The following is a 19,257-nucleotide window of genomic DNA, read 5'->3' on the forward strand; positions in this document are numbered from 1 at the left end:
CGACCACAGGCAGGTTGCAGAAACAAGCGAGCCGGAATCCGACCGCGTCAATCGCGGCGGACAACCGGCATGACAGGCGGTTTGGGGATGTCGAGCAGGACAGACCCGAAAGTGGCAGTGCTGATGGGCGGCATGTCTTCCGAACGGGAGGTGTCGCTGGCGTCAGGGCGCGGATGCGCCGCCGCTTTGCGGGAAGAGGGATTCGAGGTGGTCGAGGTCGATTGCGGCCGCGATCTTCCCGTGCGCCTGGACGAGCTCCGCCCGGACGTCGCCTTCAACGCGCTGCATGGCCCCTTCGGCGAGGACGGCACCGTGCAGGGCATCCTCGAATGGATGGCCATTCCCTACACCCATTCCGGCGTGCTCGCCTCGGCGCTGGCGCTCGACAAGGAGCGCACCAAGGCGATCTACCGCAATGTCGGGTTGCCCGTGGTCGAGAGCGTGCTGGCGCCGCGCGACGAGGTGCGGACGCGCCACGTCCTGCCGCCGCCCTACGTGGTCAAGCCCTACAACGAGGGATCGTCGGTCGGCGTCTACATCGTGCACGAGGGGTCGAACGGACCGCCGGCGCTGCCCGACACCATGCCCGAGGTGGTGATGGTCGAGGCCTTCGCGGCCGGGCGCGAGCTGACCACCACCGTGCTGGGCGACCGTGCCCTGACCGTGACCGACATCCTGACCGACACCTGGTACGATTATGACGCCAAGTACCGCCCTGGCGGGTCGCGTCATGTCGTGCCCGCCGACATTCCCGCCGACATCTTCGACGCCTGCCTGTCGCACGCGCTGACCGCGCATCGGGCGCTCGGCTGCCGCAGCCTCAGCCGCACGGATTTCCGCTGGGATCCGGCGCGCGGCGCGGACGGGCTGATCCTGCTCGAGACCAACACGCAGCCGGGCATGACACCGACCTCGCTCACGCCCGAGCAGGCGCAGAGCGTCGGCATTTCCTTCGGCGCGCTCTGCCGCCGTCTGGTGGAGGAGGCGTCATGCAACCGGTAAGGACCGATCCCGCGCCCTCGCGGCTCAAGTACCGCATGCAGCGCATGATGCTGACGCCGCTCTACCGGCTCCTGCTGCGCATCGGTCTGCCCTTCGCGCTGACCTTCGGGGCGGCGACGCTCTGGGCGTCCTACGAGGAGAACCGCGCCTGGGTGGCGCAGACCTACGCCGACCTCGAGGCCATGGTGCACGAGCGGCCCGAGTTCATGGTCAAACTCATGGCGATCGACGGGGCCTCGGACGGCGTCGCCGAGGACATCCGCGAGGTCCTTCCCGTCGATTTCCCGATCTCGTCCTTCGACCTCGACCTCGACCTGATGCGCGAGACGGTCGCGGGGCTCGATGCCGTCAAGTCGGCGCGCCTGCGGGTGCGGCAGGGCGGCGTGCTGCAGGTCGACGTGGTCGAGCGCGTGCCGGCGGTGCTGTGGCGCCGGCCCGGGACGCTCGACATCCTCGACGACGAGGGCGTCGTGGTGGGGCCGGCACCGGACCGCGCGGCGTGGCCCGACCTGCCGGTCGTGGCGGGCGAGGGCGCAGACCGCGCCGTGGGCGAGGCGCTGGCGCTTCTTGCCGCGGCCGAGCCGCTGGCGGCGCGCCTGCGCGGTCTCGTGCGCATGGGCGAGCGGCGCTGGGACGTCGTGCTGGACCGCGGGCAGCGCATCATGCTGCCCGAGACGGGCGCCGTCCAGGCGCTGGAACGTGCCATCGCCATGGACGACGCGGTGGACATGCTGGGCCGCGACCTTGTCGCGGTGGACCTGAGACTGCCGGAACGGCCGACGCTCAGGATGACGGATTACGCGCTGGAAGAACTCTGGCGCATCAAGGCGATCACCTCGGGGGACCAATAAGACTATGATCGAGCTCTACGAATCCCAGCGGGCGATGCGCAACATGCGCAAGGCGGCGATGCAGCGCGGCGTCGTGGCGATCCTCGACGTCGGGAGCTCCAAGATCGCCTGCCTCGTGCTGCGCTTCGACGGAAACGACCGCCCGGGGGATTTCGACGGTGTCGGCTCGCTGGCCGGGCAGTCGGGCTTTCGCGTGATCGGCGCGGCGACGACGCGGTCGCGGGGCGTCCGCTTCGGCGAGATAAGCGCGATGCAGGAGACCGAGCGCGCGATCCGCACCGCCGTGCAGGCGGCGCAGAAGATGGCGCAGATCCGCGTCGACCATGTGATCGCGTGCTTCTCGGGCGCCGAACCGCGCAGCTACGGGCTGACCGGCAAGGTCGAGCTCATGGGCACCACCGTCAGCGAGCAGGACATCGCGCGGGTGCTGTCGGCCTGCGACGTGCCCGATTTCGGCCATGACCGCGAGGTGCTGCACGCCCAGCCGGTGAACTTCGCGCTCGACCACCGCTCCGGGCTGATCGACCCGCGCGGGCAGGTGGGGCAGGAGCTCGCCACCGACATGCACATGCTGACGGTCGACGCCATGGCGATCCAGAACCTCGCGCAATGCGTGAAGCGCTGCGACATGGAGCTCGCGGGGATCGCCTCGTCCTCCTACGTCTCGGGCATCTCGGCGCTGGTCGAGGACGAGCAGGAACTGGGCGCGGCCTGCATCGACATGGGGGGCGGCACCACCGGCGTGTCGATCTTCATGAAGAAGCACATGATCTACGCCGACGCGGTCAAGATGGGCGGCGACCATGTCACCGGCGACATCTCGATGGGGCTGCAGGTGCCCATGGCGACGGCCGAGCGCATCAAGACGTTCTATGGCGGCGTCGTGGCGACAGGCATGGACGACCGCGAGATGATCGAGATCGGCGGCGACACCGGCGACTGGCACCACGACCGCCGCACGGTCAGCCGGGCCGAATTGATCGGGATCATGCGACCGCGGGTCGAGGAAGTGCTCGAGGAGGTGCGCGCGCGGCTCGACGCGGCAGGCTTCGAGCACCTGCCGTCGCAGCAGATCGTGCTGACCGGCGGCGGCAGCCAGATCCCCGGTCTCGACGGGCTCGCGTCCAAGATCCTTGGCCAGCAGGTGCGGCTGGGGCGGCCCCTGCGCGTGCACGGCCTGCCGCAGGCGGCAACCGGCCCGGGCTTCGCCAGCGCGGTCGGCCTCTGCCTCTTCGCGGCCCATCCGCAGGACGAATGGTGGGATTTCGAGATTCCGGTGGAGCGCCTGGCGGGGCGCACGATCACCCGCGCGGTCAAATGGTTCAAGGACAACTGGTAACCACCACATGTGCGGAAGTCCGCGAAATCCCGCTGCCGAGGCCCATTTTCCAGCCATATTTGGTAGGTTTTTTGCGTTTTTTGCGTGACGCGCGGGCCACATGTCGATAAAATCCGTCCAAACGGGCGCGAAAACGGTCCGGGCGGCCCCAAAACCAAGCAGGCGGAAACAGCGATGACATTGAACCTTACGGTGCCAGGCCACGACGAACTCAAGCCGCGGATCACGGTCTTCGGCGTCGGCGGTGCGGGCGGCAACGCCGTCAACAACATGATCCAGAAAGCGCTGGACGGCTGCGATTTCGTGGTCGCCAACACCGACGCGCAGGCGCTGCAGCAGTCCATGGCGGACAACCGCGTACAGCTCGGCGTGAAGGTGACCGAGGGCCTCGGCGCAGGCGCGCGGGCCTCGGTCGGCGCTGCGGCCGCCGAGGAGTCGATCGAACAGATCGTCGATCACCTCGCGGGCGCGCACATGTGCTTCATCACCGCGGGCATGGGCGGCGGCACCGGCACCGGCGCGGCGCCGATCATCGCGCAGGCCGCGCGCGAACTGGGCGTGCTGACGGTGGGCGTCGTCACGAAGCCGTTCCAGTTCGAGGGTGCCAAGCGGATGCGGCAGGCCGAGGAGGGCGTCGAGGCGCTCCAGAAGGTCGTCGACACGCTCATCATCATCCCGAACCAGAACCTGTTCCGGCTCGCCAACGAGAAGACGACCTTCACCGAGGCGTTCTCGATGGCGGACGACGTGCTCTACCAGGGCGTCAAGGGCGTCACCGACCTGATGGTCCGTCCGGGCCTCATCAACCTCGACTTCGCCGACGTGCGCGCGGTGATGGACGAGATGGGCAAGGCGATGATGGGCACCGGCGAGGCCGAGGGCGAGGATCGCGCGATCCAGGCAGCCGAGAAGGCCATCGCGAACCCGCTGCTCGACGAGATCTCGCTGCGCGGCGCCAAGGGCGTGCTCATCAACATCACCGGCGGCCACGATTTGACCCTGTTCGAGCTCGACGAGGCCGCGAACCGCATCCGCGAGGAAGTGGACGCGGATGCGAACATCATCGTCGGCTCGACGCTTGACGACACGATGGAAGGCAAGATGCGCGTCTCGGTCGTCGCGACCGGGATCGACGCTTCGGACGTCGACACCGAGGTTCCGGTCCCGCGCCGCAGTCTGCGCGCGCCGCTGAAGCAGAACGTCGAGGTGGAAGAGGTCGCGCATGCCGCGCCGGCGCCGCGCCCGGCCGCCGAGCCGGTCCAGGCCGCCCGCCGCGTCGAGACCTACGAGGAGGACGAGCCGTCGCTGTTCGAGGGCATGGCGTCGCAGCGGACCGCGCCCGAGCCGCGTCACGACCTCGCCTACGACGCTCCGCAGGCGCACCAGCAGGATGACGGCCTGCCTCCGCCGGCCTACCGCCCGCAAGCGGACGCGCAGCCGCGCGCCCAGTCCATCGAGGCCGAGGAAGGCCCCGAGAGCTTTGTCGCACCGCGCCCCGCGGCCCCCGGCACGCCGTCGCCCGAGACGCTCGCGCGTTTGCAGGCGGCCGCCGCAAAGACCCGCGGCGAACCCGCCCGCCCGCAGCAGGCGCAGCAGCCGACGACCCAGCAGCGCGTGGCCGCCCAGCGTGCCGCCGCCTCTGGCGATGTCGAGAAGTCGCGTTTCGGGATCAACTCGCTCATCAACCGGATGACCGGCCACGCCCACGAGGGCCCGGCCCAGGCCGCCCGCCGGCAGCCCCCGGTGCAGTCCGCGCGCCCCGAGCCGGTGCGTGACGAGGCGCCCGATCCGGACCAGGAGCGCATCGAGATCCCGGCCTTCCTGCGCCGCCAGGCGAACTGAGGCCCACGCACTCGGTCACATCTCGTGACTGGCATGAGATTGGAGCCCCCTCGAAAGAGGGGGCTTTTTCTATTCGGAACAATATCTTGCACGCGCCATTTAACGAGGTGGCGGGCCGCCGCCCGAAGCGGCGACTTCTGTTTCAGACAGTTGCAATCTTTGATTTGAGCGAAAATGCGCCCGTCTCTATCTCGGTACCAAGTCGAGGAACGGCCCCCGTCCGTCTCCTCGCCGACTGGAGAGACGACCGTGCAAACCACACTTCGCGCCCCGATCACGTTCGACGGACATGGCCTGCATTCCGGTCAGCCGGCGCGCCTGACCATCCGGCCGGCGGTGGCCGAGCACGGCATCTGGTTCAAGCGCACCGACATCCTGCTGGGTGACACGATAGTCCCGGCCATCTGGGACGCGGTGCAGCGCTCGCCGCTCTGCACCCGGATCGTGAACGCCGCCGGTGTCGAGGTGCAGACGATCGAGCACGTGATGGCGGCCCTTGCCGGATGCGGCGTGCACAATGCGCTGATCGAGATCGATGGCCCCGAGGTTCCGATCCTCGACGGGTCGGCCGCGCCGTTCGTGCGGGGCATCCTGTCGCGCGGCGTGCGGTTCCTCACGGCGCCCGTGCGCGCCATCGAGGTGCTGCGCCCGGTGGCGGTCGAGACCGCGAACGGCTGGGCGCGCCTGTCGCCGGCCGAGGGCCTCATCATGGATTTCCATATCGATTTCGCCGACGCGGCCATCGGCACGCAGGAAAAGCGCCTGAACCTGCGCAACGGCACCTTCGTGCGCGAACTGTCGGACAGCCGGACCTTCTGCCGTCGCTCGGACGTCGAGGCGATGCGCGCCCAGGGGCTCGCGCTCGGCGGCACGTTCGAGAACGCGGTCGTGGTCGACGGTCCCGAGGTCCTGTCGCCGGGCGGCCTGCGCCACGCGGACGAGGCGGTGCGCCACAAGATGCTCGACGCGCTCGGAGACCTCGCGCTGGCCGGCGCGCCGATCCTCGGCCATTACGAGGGCTTCCGCGCGGGCCACGCGATGACGAACCTCCTGCTGCACGAGCTCTTCCAGACGCCGGACGCGTTCCGCATGGTGATGTGCGACACGGTAACGCGCGCGCGCCTTCCGGGCGTGGGCATCCAGCCGGAGGAAATCCCGGCGGTCGCGTGACGCGAAGGCCGGGCGTCCCGGCCGCACCCTGCAACGATGTGATCCAAAGGCGTTTTGCCCCGGATTTTTCTGTGCTAGGAGCGACGGGCAAGGGGGGTGAAGACCTCCGGGACGGATCGAGGGTGAACCGGGCATGGCAGGCGGTAGGGCGCGCATTTCGCTGATCGGTGCTGGCGTGCTGGCGGTTTTCGTTGCCGGATGCGGCGGATCTCCGGGGCGTCAGGGCGGTGTGCCGCTCGAGAACTACACCGCCGAGCAGATCTTCGAGCGCGGCGAGTTCGAGCTCGACCGCGACTCGCCCGACGACGCGGCCTTCTACTTCTCCGAGATCGAGCGGCTCTATCCGTATTCGGACTGGGCCAAGCGCGCGCTGATCATGCAGGCCTTCGCCTATCACCGCGACCGCGACTACGAGAACAGCCGCGGCGCCGCGCAGCGGTTCATCGACTTCTACCCGCTCGACGACGACGCGGCCTACGCGCAGTACCTGCTCGCGCTCAGCTACTACGACCAGATCGAGGAGGTCGGCCGCGACCAGGGCCTGACCTTCCAGGCGCTGCAGGCGCTGCGCGCGGTGATCGAGCAATATCCCGACAGCGAATACGCGCGCTCGGCGATGCTGAAATTCGACCTCGCCTTCGACCATCTCGCGGCGAAGGAGATGGAGATCGGTCGCTACTACCTCAAGCGCCAGCATTACGGCGCGGCCATCAACCGCTTCCGCGTGGTGGTGGAGGATTTCCAGACCACGACACACACGCCCGAGGCGCTGCACCGCCTGGTCGAGGGCTACCTCTCGCTCGGCCTCACGGACGAGGCGCAGACGGCAGGCGCGATCCTCGGCTACAACTACCGTGGCACCGAGTGGTACGAGGACAGCTACGCGCTGCTGACGGGGCAGGGGCTGCAGATGCGGGCGCGGGGCGACAACTGGCTCGCGGCGATCTATCGCCAGATGGTGCGGGGCGAATGGCTCTGACCCGCCCCGCGCGGACGCCACGTTGCAAGCCGGGGCGGTTTCGCCCTACACCCTGACACATGCTGCGCGCGCTCGAAATCCGCGACATCCTGATCATCGACCGGCTGGACCTCGCGTTCCAGCCGGGTCTGAACGTGCTGACCGGCGAGACCGGCGCGGGCAAGTCCATCCTCCTGGACGCGCTGGGATTCGTGCTGGGCTGGCGCGGCCGCGCGGAACTGGTGCGCGCGGGCGCGGCGCAGGGCGAGGTCATCGCGGAGTTCCAGCTGACGCCCGACCATCCCGCCCGCGCAGTGCTTGAGGATGCGGGCCTCGACGCGGGCGCCGAGCTGATCCTGCGCCGCGTCAACGGGACCGACGGGCGCAAGACGGCGTGGGTCAACGACCGGCGCTGCTCGGGCGAGGTGCTGCGCCGGCTGTCGGACACGCTGGTGGAACTGCACGGGCAGCACGACGACCGCGGCCTCCTGAACCCGCGCGGGCACCGCGCGCTTCTCGACGACTATGCGGGCGCTGTCGAGGAGCGGCGCGCGGTGCGCGACGCCTGGGCCGCGCGGACCGAGTCGCGCGCCCGTCTCGAGGCGGCCGAGGCCGCGCTCGAGGAGGTGCGCGCCGAGGAGGATTTCCTGCGCTTCGCGGTCAAGGAGCTCGACGATCTCGCCCCCGGCGCCGAGGAGGAGGCCGCGCTCGACGCGCAGCGCCGCCGCATGCAGGGCGCCGAGCGCATCCGCGCCGACATCGCGCGCGCGCATGCGGCGCTGACCGACGGTGCCGAGGCCGCCATGGGCGATGCAGGCCGCTGGCTCGACGGGGTGGCGCAGCAGGGGGAGGGCGCGCTCGACGGCGCGATCGCGGCGCTCGACCGGGCCATGGTCGAACTGGGCGAGGCCGTGGGCGGGGTCGAGAGCTGCCTCGACGGTCTGACCTTCGACCAGCACGCCCTCGAGGAGACCGAGGAGCGGCTCTTCGCGATCCGTGCCCTCGCGCGCAAGCACAACGTGGCGGCGGACGCGCTGCCGGCCCTGCGCGACACGCTGTCGGGAAAGCTCGACGCGCTGGACCGCGGGGCGGACGATCTCGACAACCTGCGTCAGGCGGTCGCCGCGGCCGACATCGCCTATGACGGCGCGGCCGAGGCGCTGAGCGCCGTGCGCCGCGCGGCGGCCGAACGGCTCGACGCGGCGGTCAGCGCGGAGCTCGCGCCGCTCAAGATGGAGCGCGCGGTGTTCCGCACCGAGATCGCGACCGCGCCCGACGGGCCGGAGGGGCGCGATGCGGTGACCTTCACCGTCGCCACGAACCCGGGCGCGCCGTCCGGGCCGCTCAACCGCATCGCCTCGGGCGGCGAGCTCTCGCGCTTCCTGCTGGCGCTCAAGGTCTGCCTGACCGAGCGTGACAGCGGCGTCACCATGATCTTCGACGAGATCGACCGCGGCGTGGGCGGCGCGACCGCCGACGCGGTCGGCCGGCGGCTTGCGCAGCTCGCCGCCGGCGGGCAGGTGCTGGTCGTCACCCATTCGCCGCAGGTCGCGGCCCTCGGCGCGCATCACTGGCGCGTGGAGAAGAGCGTCGCGGACGAGGTCACCACCTCGACCGTGGTGGCGCTCGACCCGGCCGCGCGCGAGGCCGAGATCGCCCGCATGCTCGCGGGCGACACCGTGACCGACGAGGCACGCGCCGCGGCGCGGGCGCTCCTCGCGGGCTGATCCGTACCCGCATTCCCGGCCGCACCCTTGGACCGCGGCCGCGATTGTCCTATGCGGGGACGGGCAATGCACGGCGGCACGGTACAGGATGTCGGATTCCGCGGGATTAAATGGTCACGTCACCTCCGCGCTGGACCGCTGCCGGCGCGGCTGGGACCTGCTGCGGCATCGCGGCCCCGGTCAGATCCAGTTCTGGTTCATCGCGCTCATGATCGGGATCGCGGCGGGCTTCGCCGCGCTTGTCTTCCGGCTGGCCATCGAATGGCTGCAGACGGCGCTCTACGGCACCGAGGACGTGAACCTGCTGGCGAGCTTCGCCGCGGAGCTGCCATGGTACTGGGTCATCGCCATCCCCACGCTGGGCGGTGTCGTCGTGGGCGGGATCGTGCATGTCTTCACCCCGGACGGCCGCATCCGGTCGGTCTCGGACGTGATCGAGGGCGCGGCGCTGAACGACGGCCGCGTCGAGAAGAAGGCCGGCATCGCCTCGGCGCTCTGCGCGTGGATCACGCTTTCGACGGGCGGCTCCACCGGGCGGGAGGGCCCGGTCGTGCACATGGCCGCGATGATCTCGTCCTGGGTGGCGAACCTGATCCGGGCGGACGGCATCACCGGCCGCGACCTCCTGGGCTGTGCCGTGGCCGCGGCGGTCTCTGCGAGCTTCAACGCGCCCATCGCCGGCGCGCTCTTCGCGCTCGAGGTGATCCTGCGGCACTTCGCCTGGCACGCCTTCGCCCCCATCGTGATCGCGTCTGCGGCCGGGACGGTGATCAATCGGCTGGCCTTCGGCGATGTCACCGAATTCCGCCTGCCCGGCACCACGGTGGTGGAGTTCTACCTCGAACTGCCGGCCTTCCTGATCCTCGGGCTGGTCTGCGGGCTCGTGGCGGTGGTGACCATGCGCGCGATTTTCTGGTCTGACGACGTGGCGAGCAGTCTGCAGGCCCGGCTCGGCCTGCCGAACTTCCTGCGTCCGGCGGTGGCGGGCGTCCTCCTGGGCGCGATGGCGATCTGGTTTCCGCACATCATCGGCGTGGGCTACGAGACCACGTCGCGCGCGCTGACCGGCGCGCTGGCGCTGCACGAGGCAATCGTGTTCACCGTTCTCAAGGTGGCCGCCCTCGCGGTCACGCTCGCCGGGCGCATGGGCGGCGGCGTGTTCTCGCCCTCGCTCATGGTGGGCGCGCTGACCGGGCTGGCCTTCGGCGGCATCGCGACGGGGCTCTTCCCGGACCAGTCGGGCGCCGACACGCTCTACGCGCTGGCCGGCATGGGCGCGGTCGCGGCGGCGGTCCTGGGCGCGCCCATCTCCACCACGCTCATCGTGTTCGAGCTGACCGGCGACTGGCAGACCGGGCTCGCGGTGATGGTGTCGGTGTCCATGTCGACCGCGGTCGCCTCCCGGCTCGTGCACCGGTCGTTCTTCCTGAGCCAGATCGAGCGGCGCAACGTCCACCTCGCGGCCGGGCCGCAGGCCTATCTCCTCGGCATGTTCCGCGTGGTGGGGCTGATGCGCAGGCCCACGGATCTCGGCGCGGCCGACACCGAAACCTGCCTCGACATGATCGAGAAGGGACTGTCCGTGAACGTCACCGCGACCCTCGAAACCGCGCTGCCGCGGTTCGAGGAGAGCGGCGTCGCGTTCCTCCCGGTGGTCCGCCGCGGGCCCGAGACCAACACGCTCGAATTGCAGGGCGCGCTCTTCCACGTGGACGCGCTCAAGGCCTACAACCGCGCGCTCGCCGCAACCGCCGAGGAAGAGCACAGCTAGAGCGGCCGGGCGCGTTCTCTGCCGTTGGCGCCGGCAGGAACGGCTCACTGCGCGACGAGCAGGGCCGAGCCGCCGAGGATGCCGAGGACGCGGCCGATGTCGGCGAGGCTGGTGATGCTGCTGTCGTAGCAGGCGATCGCGTCGCCGGGCAGGAGGTAGGGGTCGTAGTCGTCGCGGTCCGGTCGCCGCAGCATGTCCTCGACCCGCCGCTGCACGACGATGGACACGTCGGTGACCGGATTGCGCGACAGGAGCGCCGCCGCCCGGTCCGCGCTGGTGCCGCGGATGCCGCCGACGCAGTTCGTGTCGATGACCGCCTGCAGGAACCGCGTGCCGTAGGGCACTTCGCGCACCTCGCGGCCGACCGCGGACGGCGCGTTGCCGGTCGCGGGCACCGTGAGGTTCGACAGGAAGAGCGTGATACCGGGCGGCGAGATCGGGCCGACCACCATGAGGTCCTCGTCGAAGCAGCCGCGCGAGGGCACGCGGATCTCGTCGCCCGCGATGAGCATGACGTCCGGCCCGCGCTGACCGTCGAGGATCGGCCTCAGGTCGAGGGTGTAGAGCCGGCCGGCGCGGCGCAGTTCGACCGCCGAGAGGTCGGCGTCGGGCCGCACGCCGCCGGCCGCGCGCAGCGCCACCGAGAGGTTCCGAGCCTCGGTCGCCGATCCGATCGCCATCTGGCGGAGCGCGTCGACCTGGTCGCCCGGCACGCTGCCGACGGTCACCGGCTGCGGCTCGAACACCGCGCCGCTGACGCCCACCCGGACGGCGGCCAGGTCCTGCAGCCGCACCGACACGCGGGGGGCGGTGGTGTAGAGTTCCTCGTCGAGCAGCGCCTGGATCACGGAGGCCTCGACATCGGCCTCGCTCCGCCCTGCGGCCTGAACCGGCGGCAGGAAGGGCAGGGTGACCGCGCCGTCGCCGCGCACCTCGACGGCGCCGGTCAGGGTCTCGTCCTCGCCCACGCGGACGTCGAGAAGGTCGCCGGGCGACAGCTTCAGCCCGCGGAGCGCGACCGCGGGCAGGCTGCCCTTGCCGCCGCTGCCGGGCGCGCCGCCGGCGGGCGGACGACAGGTCCGGGCGTTCATCTCCGGCGCGCGGAGGAACCCGCCGGCGGCCCGCGTCGCGGGCGGGTCGCGGTATTGCGCCTGGTAGGCGCTGCCGCCGGGACCGGCCAGTTCGAGGTTTTCCGGCGCACGCTGGGGCCCGCACGCGGCCAGTGCGGCCACGAGCGCGAGGGCGCGCGGTGCGGACGGGCGTCTGCTCAAGGTCTGCCTCACCACTTGGCCTTCGGCCATTGCCCCGCAGGCTACGGGAGCGCGCGCGGCCGGTCTATGCCTTAGGATATGGGCCTGTTCGGAATGGCGCCGCGACTGTGCTCTCGGTGCCGCGCGGACCGGGCGCGCGCGGTGTATTCCGGGGGCTGCAGGCCCCTGGCGGGCCCGCCACGACATCGGGTCCCCCATGAGCCACGCGCCCTTCCTTTCGTCGCCCTTCCTGCGTCACCTCGCGGCCTACGGCGCGTCCGAGATTGCGGCCAAGGCCTCGCGTCTCCTCGTGGTGGTCGCGGTGTCGCGCGCGCTCGACCCGGCGGCGATCGGCGTCGCCGCGGCGGCGCTCGCCGTCTCCGACATCCTGAAGGCGCTGACCGAGAACGGGATCGTGCAGAAGGTCATCGCCGCGGATCCCGACGCGCTGGAGGCGACCTGCGCCACGGCGCACCGTCTGGGCTGGGCCTGGTGCCTCGGGCTCTGCCTCGTCCAGCTTACGGTCGCGGCACTCCTCTGGGCCACGGGGGGCAGCCTGTCCCTCGCCGGGCTCGTGGCGATCCTCGCGCTCGAATACCTCTTCATGCCCGGCGGCCTCGTCTCCTGCGGGCTGGCCATGCGGGCGGGCCTCATGCGGCAGACGGCCGTGATCTGCGGCGCGCAGGTGGTCGGGGCCAACCTGATCTCGGTGGCGCTGGTCCTGGCTTGGCCGAGCCCCGCGGCGCTGGTCCTGCCGAAGGTCCTGACCGCGCCGATCTGGCTCGCGGCGATGCGCCGCCTGCGGCCGTGGCGGCGCGACCGGACCCAGCCCCGCGCGCCGGTCGGGCCGTTCCTGACATTCGGCGCCGCCATCCTCGGGGTCGAGGTGCTGCGGGCCCTCAGGATGCAGGCCGACAAGCTGGTCGTGGGCGCCATGCTGGGGGCCGAGGCGCTCGGGCTCTGGTTCCTCGCCTTCAACGCGGGCCTGAGCCTCGCGACCTCGTTCTCGGTGGCCTTCGCGACCGTGCTCTTCCCGCATCTCTGCCGCGCCGAGGACCGGCGGGTCGCGCTGCGGCAGGCGGCCCTCGTCGGGCTTGTCCTGGTCACGCCGGTGGTCGCGCTGCAGGCGCTGCTGAGCCCGGTCTACGTGCCGCTTCTCTACGGCGGGGCGTGGGAGGGCATCGCCGGTCTCGTGGCGCTCCTCTGCCTTGCCGCGATCCCCGCGACCCTCTGGAGCGCCGCCGCCCAGTGGCTGCGTGCCGAGGGCCGCGCGGGCACGGAACTGGCCCTGACCGCTGCCTTCACGCTGGCGCTGGTGCTCAACACGGTCCTTCTCGCGCCCCGCGGGCTGGTCGCAATCGCCATCGGTTACCTGATCGCGGCGGTCGCGCTGCAGGGGGGCGCGGCGCTGCTTGCACTGGCCGGCGGACGCCGGCCGATGAGCCCCCTTCGGATCCGGAGTGCCTGACATGCCCCGTTTCTCCGTCGTTGTGCCCTGCCACAACGCATCGCGCACCCTGCCCGAGACGCTCGCGAGCCTCGCAGCCCAGACGTTCCCGGACTGGGAAGCGCTTTGCGTCGATGACGGATCGACCGACGCGACGCGCGCCATCCTCGAGGCGGAAGCGCGGCGCGATCCGCGCGTCCGCCCCCTGCGCAACCCAGGGAAAGGTCCGAGCGCCGCACGCAATTTCGGCGCGCGCCTGGCGCAGGGGCAGGTCCTCGCGTTCTGCGACGCGGACGACCTCTGGACGCCCGACAAGCTTGCCGCGCTCGACGCGGCCTTCGCCGATCGCGCGCTCGACGGGGCCTATGCCCGCATCGGGTTCTTCGACGGCGCGCCGGACCACGTCTCGACGGTTTCGACCCCGCCCGAAGGCCGCCTCGCCCTGGCGCACCTGATGGGCGAGAACCCGGTCTGCACGATGTCGAACATCGCGGTGCGGCGGTGCGCCTTCGACGCGGCGGGCCCGTTCCGCGAGGACATGGTCCACAACGAGGATCTCGAATGGCTGATCCGGCTCGTGGGCACGGGGCACCGCGTGGAAGCCCTGGACGCGGTCCATGTCCTTTACCGCAAGAGCCCGGGCGGGCTGTCCGCGGACCTGACCGCGATGGCGCGCGGACGTGCCCTGGCGATGGCGTCTGCCGCGCGCTTCGGCGCGCGGCCCGGCCGGCGGGCAGAGGCCGTCCACCTGCGCTACCTCGCGCGCCGCGCGCTCCGGCTCGAGGATGGCGGCCTGACGGCATTGCGGCTGTCGCTCCGGGGACTCGCCCAGAGCCCCCGCGGCTTCCTGAGCCCGCTGCGCCGGGGGGGGCCCACGCTCCTTGCCAGTCTCGCCGCGCCCGTCATGCCGCGCGCCCTGCGCCGCGCGCTCTTTGCCCGATGACCTGCCGCCACACGGAGTGCCCGATGCCCGAGACATGCCCGACAGCCACGATCGTCGTTCCCGCCTACAACGCGACGGCGACGCTGCCCGCGACGATGGCGTCTCTTCTTGCCCAGACCTTCGGCGATTTCGAGATCGTGCTCGTCGAGGACGGCGCGACCGACGCGACGCCGGCGATGTGCGCGGACTACGCGGCCGCCGATCGGCGCGTGCGGGTGGTGCGGCAGGCCAATCGCGGCCTCGCGGGCGCACGCAACACCGGCATCGCCGCCGCCCGCGGGCGCTACGTCGGTTTCTGCGACGCGGACGACCTCTGGCTGCCCGGGAAGCTCGCCGCGCATGTGGCGCATCTCGACGCGATCCCGGATCTGGGCATCAGCTACAGCGGCAGCGCGATGATCGACGCCGCAGGCCGCAGGACCGGTCACCGGATGACGCCGAAGCTGACCGGGGTCACCGCGTCGGACGTGTTCCGCCGCAACCCGATCGGCAACGGCTCGGCGGCGGTGGTGCGCGCCGGGGCGCTGCGCGCCCTGGCCTTCATGCCGACGGGCGAGACCGTGCGGCCCTGGGTCTTCGACGAGACGTTCCGGCAGTCCGAGGACATCGAGTGCTGGCTGCGGCTCGTGCTGACGACCGCCTGGCGGATCGAGGGGATCCCGGGGCACCTCACGCTCTACCGCGTGCATGGCGCCGGGCTCTCGGCCGATACCGGCGCGCAATATGCGAGCTGGGAGCGCATGGTCGACAAGCTTGGCCCCTGCGCGCCCGCGTTCTTTGCGGCGGAGGCTCCGGTCGCGCGGGCCTTCCAGTGCCGCTACCTTGCCCGGCGCGCCGTCAGCGCGGGCGACGGGACGGCGGCCCTCGGCTGGCTGCGCCGTGCCTTCGCCGCCTCGTCGGTGCCGCTCTGGCGCGACCCCGGGCGGACGCTCGTGACGCTCGGCGCCACCGCTTGCCTGCTTGCCTTCGGCCCGGCCGCCCTCCGCCGGGCCGAGGCGGCTCTTCTGTCGGCGCGGACCTGACGTCTGCCTGCTTCGAAAGGATGTCGCACATGATCCAGATCCTTCACCTGCTCGACGACGGCGGCCCGGGCGGCGTCACCCGGTTCCTCGCCCGGCTCAAAGGGACGGCGCATCTCGCGGGCGGGGTGCGCCACGCGGTGGTGATCGTCCCGCGGGGGCGGCTGCCGAAACGGTTCGATGCCGACCTCGTCGTCTCGCACCTGTCCGTCAGCTGGCGGACGCTGCCGGCGCTGTCGGCGCTCAGGGCGCGGGCGGCGCACCTGCCGCTCGTCCACGTGGAACACAGCTACAGCGGCGCCTTCGCCGAGGAATGCGTCCGTGCGCCCGCGCGCTTCCAGGCGCTGCTCGGCGGAGCCTACGCCCTGTTCGACCGGGTGGTCGCGGTGAGCGGGGCGCAGGCGGAGTGGCTCGCCGGGACGGGGCTCGTCGGGACGGGCGCGCTGCGGGTGATCCCGCCGGTGACCGATCTCGGCCCGTTCCTCGCGCTTGGTGCGCCGCATCGCCCGGCGCGCCGGTTCGGCGCGATCGGGCGGTTCGACCGGCAGAAGGGACTCGACATCCTGATCGATGCCTTCCGCGCGACGACCGACCCGGCGCTCACGCTCGGCCTCACCGGCGACGGACCCGAGCGGGCGGACCTCGTGCGCCGGGCCGCGGGCGATCCGCGCATCACCTTCGCGCCCTTCACCTCCACGCCAGAGCGCACGCTCGCCGCCCTTGACGCGGTGGCCATGCCGTCGCGCTGGGAACCTTACGGCCTCGCGGCGCTCGAGGCGCGGGCCGCGTCGCGGCCGCTTCTCGTGTCTGCCGGTGTCGACGGGCTCGAGGAACACGCCCGCGCGGGTGCCATCCGCGTCGGGCGCGCGGCTGCCGCGTGGACCGCCGCGATCGAGGACCTCGCCCGCGCCGTGCCGCGGGACCGGATCGCCGCCGCGCGCGCAGACGCCGCGGGCGCCATGGCCCGGTCCGAGGAGGGCTGGGACCGGCTGATCGGCGAGCTGTGCGGGTCCCGCGCCCGCGCCGCCTGAGCCGGTCGCCCGTCAGGCAGGCAGACGCCCGGCCGGCCGCCGGGGCGCGTTGCCGCGCGCGACGCCGGCACGGGATCAGCCGCGCCGGGGTCGCGCGTCGGCCATCTCGCGGGCGTGGATGCCGAGCACGACCAGGGCGGGCCAGAGCATGTAGGCCTCGATCTCGATGTTCTCGCCGAAGGACAGGAGCCAGAGCGTCATCAGGAGCCCGAGCGGCAGCGCCCCGCGCGGGGTGCGGGCCGCGTCCCGGAGCGCAAGCGCCGTGTGCCACGCCAGCGGGACGAGCAGCGCGAGGAAACCCGCGAGCCCCTTCACGAACAGAAGGCCCCACCAGGTGTGGTGACTGCCGATGGGCATGAACTCGACAAGGTGCGGGCCGGGCTCGACCGTGCCGTGGCCGAACCACACGGCCTCGTCCCGCCAGCGCTGGCGCGCGATGCTCTGCAGCGTCTCGCGCACGCGGGTGCTGTCCGCGCGCGCGGAGCGGAAGGCTGTGACGCCGGTCCTGCCGGCCTGCAGGAGGCCGGGGCCCAGGACGGCGAGCGATGCGGTGAGCGCGGCGCCGACCTGCCACGCCCAACCGCGCAGGAGCAGCGGCAGCAGCCGGGGCCCCAGCGTGCAGGCCACGAGCCCCACGAGACCCATGCGCGACTTCGACGCGAGGATCATCAGGAGCCCCGCGGCGATGCCCGCGGCCTTCCAGCCCGGGGCGCGGTCCTCGAGCGCGAAAAGGACCATGATCACGCCGAGGAGGGCCGCGAATGGCGACCAGGGCGCGTAGAACTGCCAGCGCGGGGTCCACGAGGCGGGATCGAGGGTGAAGAGGTAGACCGAGAAATATTCCGGCCCCGGTCCGCCCACCGCCTGCAGGGGCGAGGTGAAGAGGCGCTCGGGCAGGCCAAGATACGGCGCTGCCAGCAGGACGGGCGCGATCAGCAGCGTCTGCAGGCCGAGGACGCATTGCGCGCGGACGAGCACCTCGCGCCGGATCGGCAGGATCGCGCCCGCGAGCGGAAAGAGCGCGAGCAGCGCCCAGCCCTTGGCCCAACCGACGGAGGACTTGATCGTCTTCTTCATGCCGAGCCCCCAGTCGAGGTGGCCGGCCCAGAGCGCCACGAGCATCACCGCCATGCCGAGGATCCAGGCCCAGATGACCGGCGGCACCGGTCCCGTGGCGCGCAGGTCGGGCCGGATCGCCGGCCCGAGATAGAGCGACAGCGCCGCGAGCCCGCCCACGAGCCAGGCGAGCACGGGCCCCGCGACGTAGAGCGCCCCGATCGCGTAGAGGCCCCAGGTCCAGAGGATGGCGCGGCAGAGCAGGCGCTCCGCGGGAGTGCGCGGGCTCATGTCGCGCCTGCAGGTGTCGCGCTCGCGCCCCGGTCCGCCCCGGTCAGCGCCGCGACCACGGAGCTGCGGATCCAGGCGAGCCCCAAGCCCGTGAGCAGCATCAGGGTTGCCACGCCGCCCGCAGCGAGGGCGAGCGTCCTGCGCGGCGAGCTCGGCCGGGTCGGGAGCGAGGGATCCTCGAGCACCTGGACCATCGGGTAGGAGGCATAGAGCTCGGAGCGCGACGATTTCGTCCGTGCCATCGCGGTGGCGAAGATCGCCTCGGCCACCTGGAAATCGCGGCTGAGGTCCTCGAGACGGGCGGCCGGCGCGCGCAGGGCCGCGACCCGGGCGAGGTCGGCCTCGTGGCGGGCCCGGGCGGCGGCAAGTTCCGCGGCCTTGCCCGCCCGTGCCGCGTCGCGCTGCACGAGATCCGCCAGGAGCGCCCCGCGCTCGCCCACGGGCGAGAGGTCGAGGTCCGCGAAGGCCTCCGCGGGCAGGCCGGTGATCTGCCGCGCCCGGATCTCGACGGCGCGGCGGGCCGCGAGGACATTGTCCGCGAGCGCCACGACCCTCGGATGGCGCGGTCCGTACTGGCCCCGGGCGCCCGCGAGGATGCTTGCCTGCGCGGACATGTCCTCGGCCAGCGCGGCGAACTCGGTGTCGGCGTGCAGGCGCAGCGTCAGCGCGGCGCGCTCCGCGTCGACGCCGAGGGTCGCGCGCAGCTGCGCCACCGCCTCCTCCTCGTCGTCGAGCGCCGCCGCCAGCTCGGACACCCTGAGCGCGAGCCTGTCCGTCTCGGCGACGAGGGTGCGGTACTGCTCGCCCGAGTCGAGGCCGGTCTCGTCCTGCAGCGCGGCGATCCCGGCCCGCGTCTCGGCGATCGAGGTGCGGTACTCGGCGATCGCGTCGGCGCCCGAACTCTCGCGCACATCGCGTTCGTCCGCCCGCAGCGCGTCAAGCTCGGCGAAGAAGGCGTCGATGAGCGCCGCGCCCTTTGCGCGGGCGGCTTCGGGCGTGCCGTCCCGAACCGCGACGCGGATGAGGCCCGTCTGGTCGACGAGCTCGATCCGCGGCGCGCCGAACTGCGCGCGTGTCTGACCGATGCGCGCGGCCGCGGCGACGAGGATCCGGTCCGCCGACAGCAGGAGCTTGTAGGTCACGGTCGGGCTGACCGCGTTGCTGGCAAAGGCGCTGTCGGCAAAGGTCGATGCCTGGCCGATATCGCTGAGGGTGACCGACGCGCCGGCGCCCGAGCCGGGCAGGATCAGCGACATCTCCGAGGTATAGCTCGGCGCGGCCGTCCCGAGGTAGCCCGTGATGGGCGCCCAGATCGCCGCCGCGCCGAGCGCGAAGGCGGCGGCGTAGCGCGGAAGCCGCCCCGTATCGGCGAGCGCGCCGCCCGTGAGGAGGCGGCCAAGGCCGATCTCGCCCGGCGCACGGCGGAGGATAGGGCGCAGCGACAGGGGCCCGCGCTCCCGTCCCGTATCGGTCGTGGGCATGTGGATCATGACGGGCCTCCGTGCTTGTGGCCCCGCTCATATGCCAGCGCGCCACGCGCCGCGCGGGTGCGGCGGGACA

Annotated in this window: 15 protein-coding genes; 12 read left to right on the plus strand and 3 right to left on the minus strand. The window is 72.0% G+C overall.

Annotated elements, in window-relative coordinates:
- Window positions 1–87 precede the first annotated feature (87 nt).
- The 8 genes from RISW2_RS13925 to RISW2_RS13960 all read left to right on the plus strand — a co-directional run bounded on the left by RISW2_RS13925 (window position 88) and on the right by RISW2_RS13960 (window position 10,660).
- Complete coding sequence (locus RISW2_RS13925; protein ID WP_211238704.1) at window positions 88–1,002, plus strand: D-alanine--D-alanine ligase; 915 nt, start codon at window positions 88–90, stop codon at window positions 1,000–1,002.
- Window positions 990–1,853 carry a cell division protein FtsQ/DivIB gene (locus RISW2_RS13930; RefSeq protein ID WP_043772259.1) on the plus strand — a complete coding sequence of 288 codons (864 nt, stop codon included), beginning with the start codon at window positions 990–992 and terminating at the stop codon, window positions 1,851–1,853. Before RISW2_RS13925 ends, RISW2_RS13930 begins: the two co-directional genes overlap by 13 nt.
- 4 nt (window positions 1,854–1,857) lie before the next feature.
- Window positions 1,858–3,192, plus strand: coding sequence for a cell division protein FtsA (gene ftsA / locus RISW2_RS13935; RefSeq protein WP_043772261.1), 1,335 nt, complete (start codon window positions 1,858–1,860; stop codon window positions 3,190–3,192).
- A 174-nt stretch (window positions 3,193–3,366) separates the two neighbouring features.
- A complete protein-coding gene (gene ftsZ / locus RISW2_RS13940; RefSeq protein WP_043772263.1) occupies window positions 3,367–5,034 on the plus strand; it encodes a cell division protein FtsZ in 1,668 nt (555 codons plus the stop codon).
- A gap of 249 nt (window positions 5,035–5,283) precedes the next feature.
- Window positions 5,284–6,204, plus strand: a complete 921-nt coding sequence (lpxC, locus tag RISW2_RS13945; RefSeq protein ID WP_043772265.1) for a UDP-3-O-acyl-N-acetylglucosamine deacetylase — start codon at window positions 5,284–5,286, stop codon at window positions 6,202–6,204.
- A 133-nt stretch (window positions 6,205–6,337) separates the two neighbouring features.
- On the plus strand, window positions 6,338–7,183 hold the full coding sequence (locus tag RISW2_RS13950) for an outer membrane protein assembly factor BamD (protein WP_043772266.1): 846 nt from the start codon (window positions 6,338–6,340) through the stop codon (window positions 7,181–7,183).
- Window positions 7,184–7,242: 59 nt separating this feature from the next.
- A complete protein-coding gene (gene recN, locus RISW2_RS13955; protein ID WP_043772268.1) occupies window positions 7,243–8,889 on the plus strand; it encodes a DNA repair protein RecN in 1,647 nt (548 codons plus the stop codon).
- An 88-nt stretch (window positions 8,890–8,977) separates the two neighbouring features.
- A complete protein-coding gene (locus tag RISW2_RS13960; protein ID WP_051492042.1) occupies window positions 8,978–10,660 on the plus strand; it encodes a chloride channel protein in 1,683 nt (560 codons plus the stop codon).
- Between the two features lie 44 nt (window positions 10,661–10,704).
- Here the strand turns inward: RISW2_RS13960 and RISW2_RS13965 are convergent, their stop codons facing one another.
- Complete coding sequence (locus tag RISW2_RS13965; protein WP_043772270.1) at window positions 10,705–11,931, minus strand: polysaccharide biosynthesis/export family protein; 1,227 nt, start codon at window positions 11,929–11,931, stop codon at window positions 10,705–10,707.
- Window positions 11,932–12,127: 196 nt separating this feature from the next.
- Between RISW2_RS13965 and RISW2_RS13970 the strand changes: the two genes are divergently transcribed.
- Genes RISW2_RS13970 through RISW2_RS13985 form a run of 4 tightly spaced genes read left to right on the plus strand, consistent with a single transcriptional unit; the run spans window position 12,128 to window position 16,350 of the window.
- On the plus strand, window positions 12,128–13,378 hold the full coding sequence (locus RISW2_RS13970) for an oligosaccharide flippase family protein (RefSeq protein WP_051492044.1): 1,251 nt from the start codon (window positions 12,128–12,130) through the stop codon (window positions 13,376–13,378).
- A 1-nt stretch (window position 13,379) separates the two neighbouring features.
- Window positions 13,380–14,300 carry a glycosyltransferase family 2 protein gene (locus RISW2_RS13975; protein WP_043772272.1) on the plus strand — a complete coding sequence of 307 codons (921 nt, stop codon included), beginning with the start codon at window positions 13,380–13,382 and terminating at the stop codon, window positions 14,298–14,300.
- 23 nt (window positions 14,301–14,323) lie between these two features.
- Window positions 14,324–15,322 (plus strand): glycosyltransferase family 2 protein, encoded by a 999-nt coding sequence (locus RISW2_RS13980; protein ID WP_043772273.1) that lies wholly within the window; start codon window positions 14,324–14,326, stop codon window positions 15,320–15,322.
- Window positions 15,323–15,351: 29 nt separating this feature from the next.
- Window positions 15,352–16,350, plus strand: a complete 999-nt coding sequence (locus RISW2_RS13985) for a glycosyltransferase (protein ID WP_162164330.1) — start codon at window positions 15,352–15,354, stop codon at window positions 16,348–16,350.
- A gap of 75 nt (window positions 16,351–16,425) precedes the next feature.
- On the opposite strand, the gene RISW2_RS13990 is transcribed toward RISW2_RS13985, so the two are convergent.
- Window positions 16,426–17,697: a capsular biosynthesis protein gene (locus tag RISW2_RS13990; RefSeq protein WP_043772276.1), complete on the minus strand. Its 1,272-nt coding sequence runs from the start codon at window positions 17,695–17,697 to the stop codon at window positions 16,426–16,428.
- Window positions 17,694–19,187, minus strand: a complete 1,494-nt coding sequence (locus RISW2_RS13995; RefSeq protein ID WP_156943857.1) for a GumC domain-containing protein — start codon at window positions 19,185–19,187, stop codon at window positions 17,694–17,696. Before RISW2_RS13995 ends, RISW2_RS13990 begins: the two co-directional genes overlap by 4 nt.
- Window positions 19,188–19,257 lie beyond the last annotated feature (70 nt).

This window comes from Roseivivax isoporae LMG 25204 (genome assembly GCF_000521865.1).
Lineage (GTDB): Bacteria > Pseudomonadota > Alphaproteobacteria > Rhodobacterales > Rhodobacteraceae > Roseivivax > Roseivivax isoporae.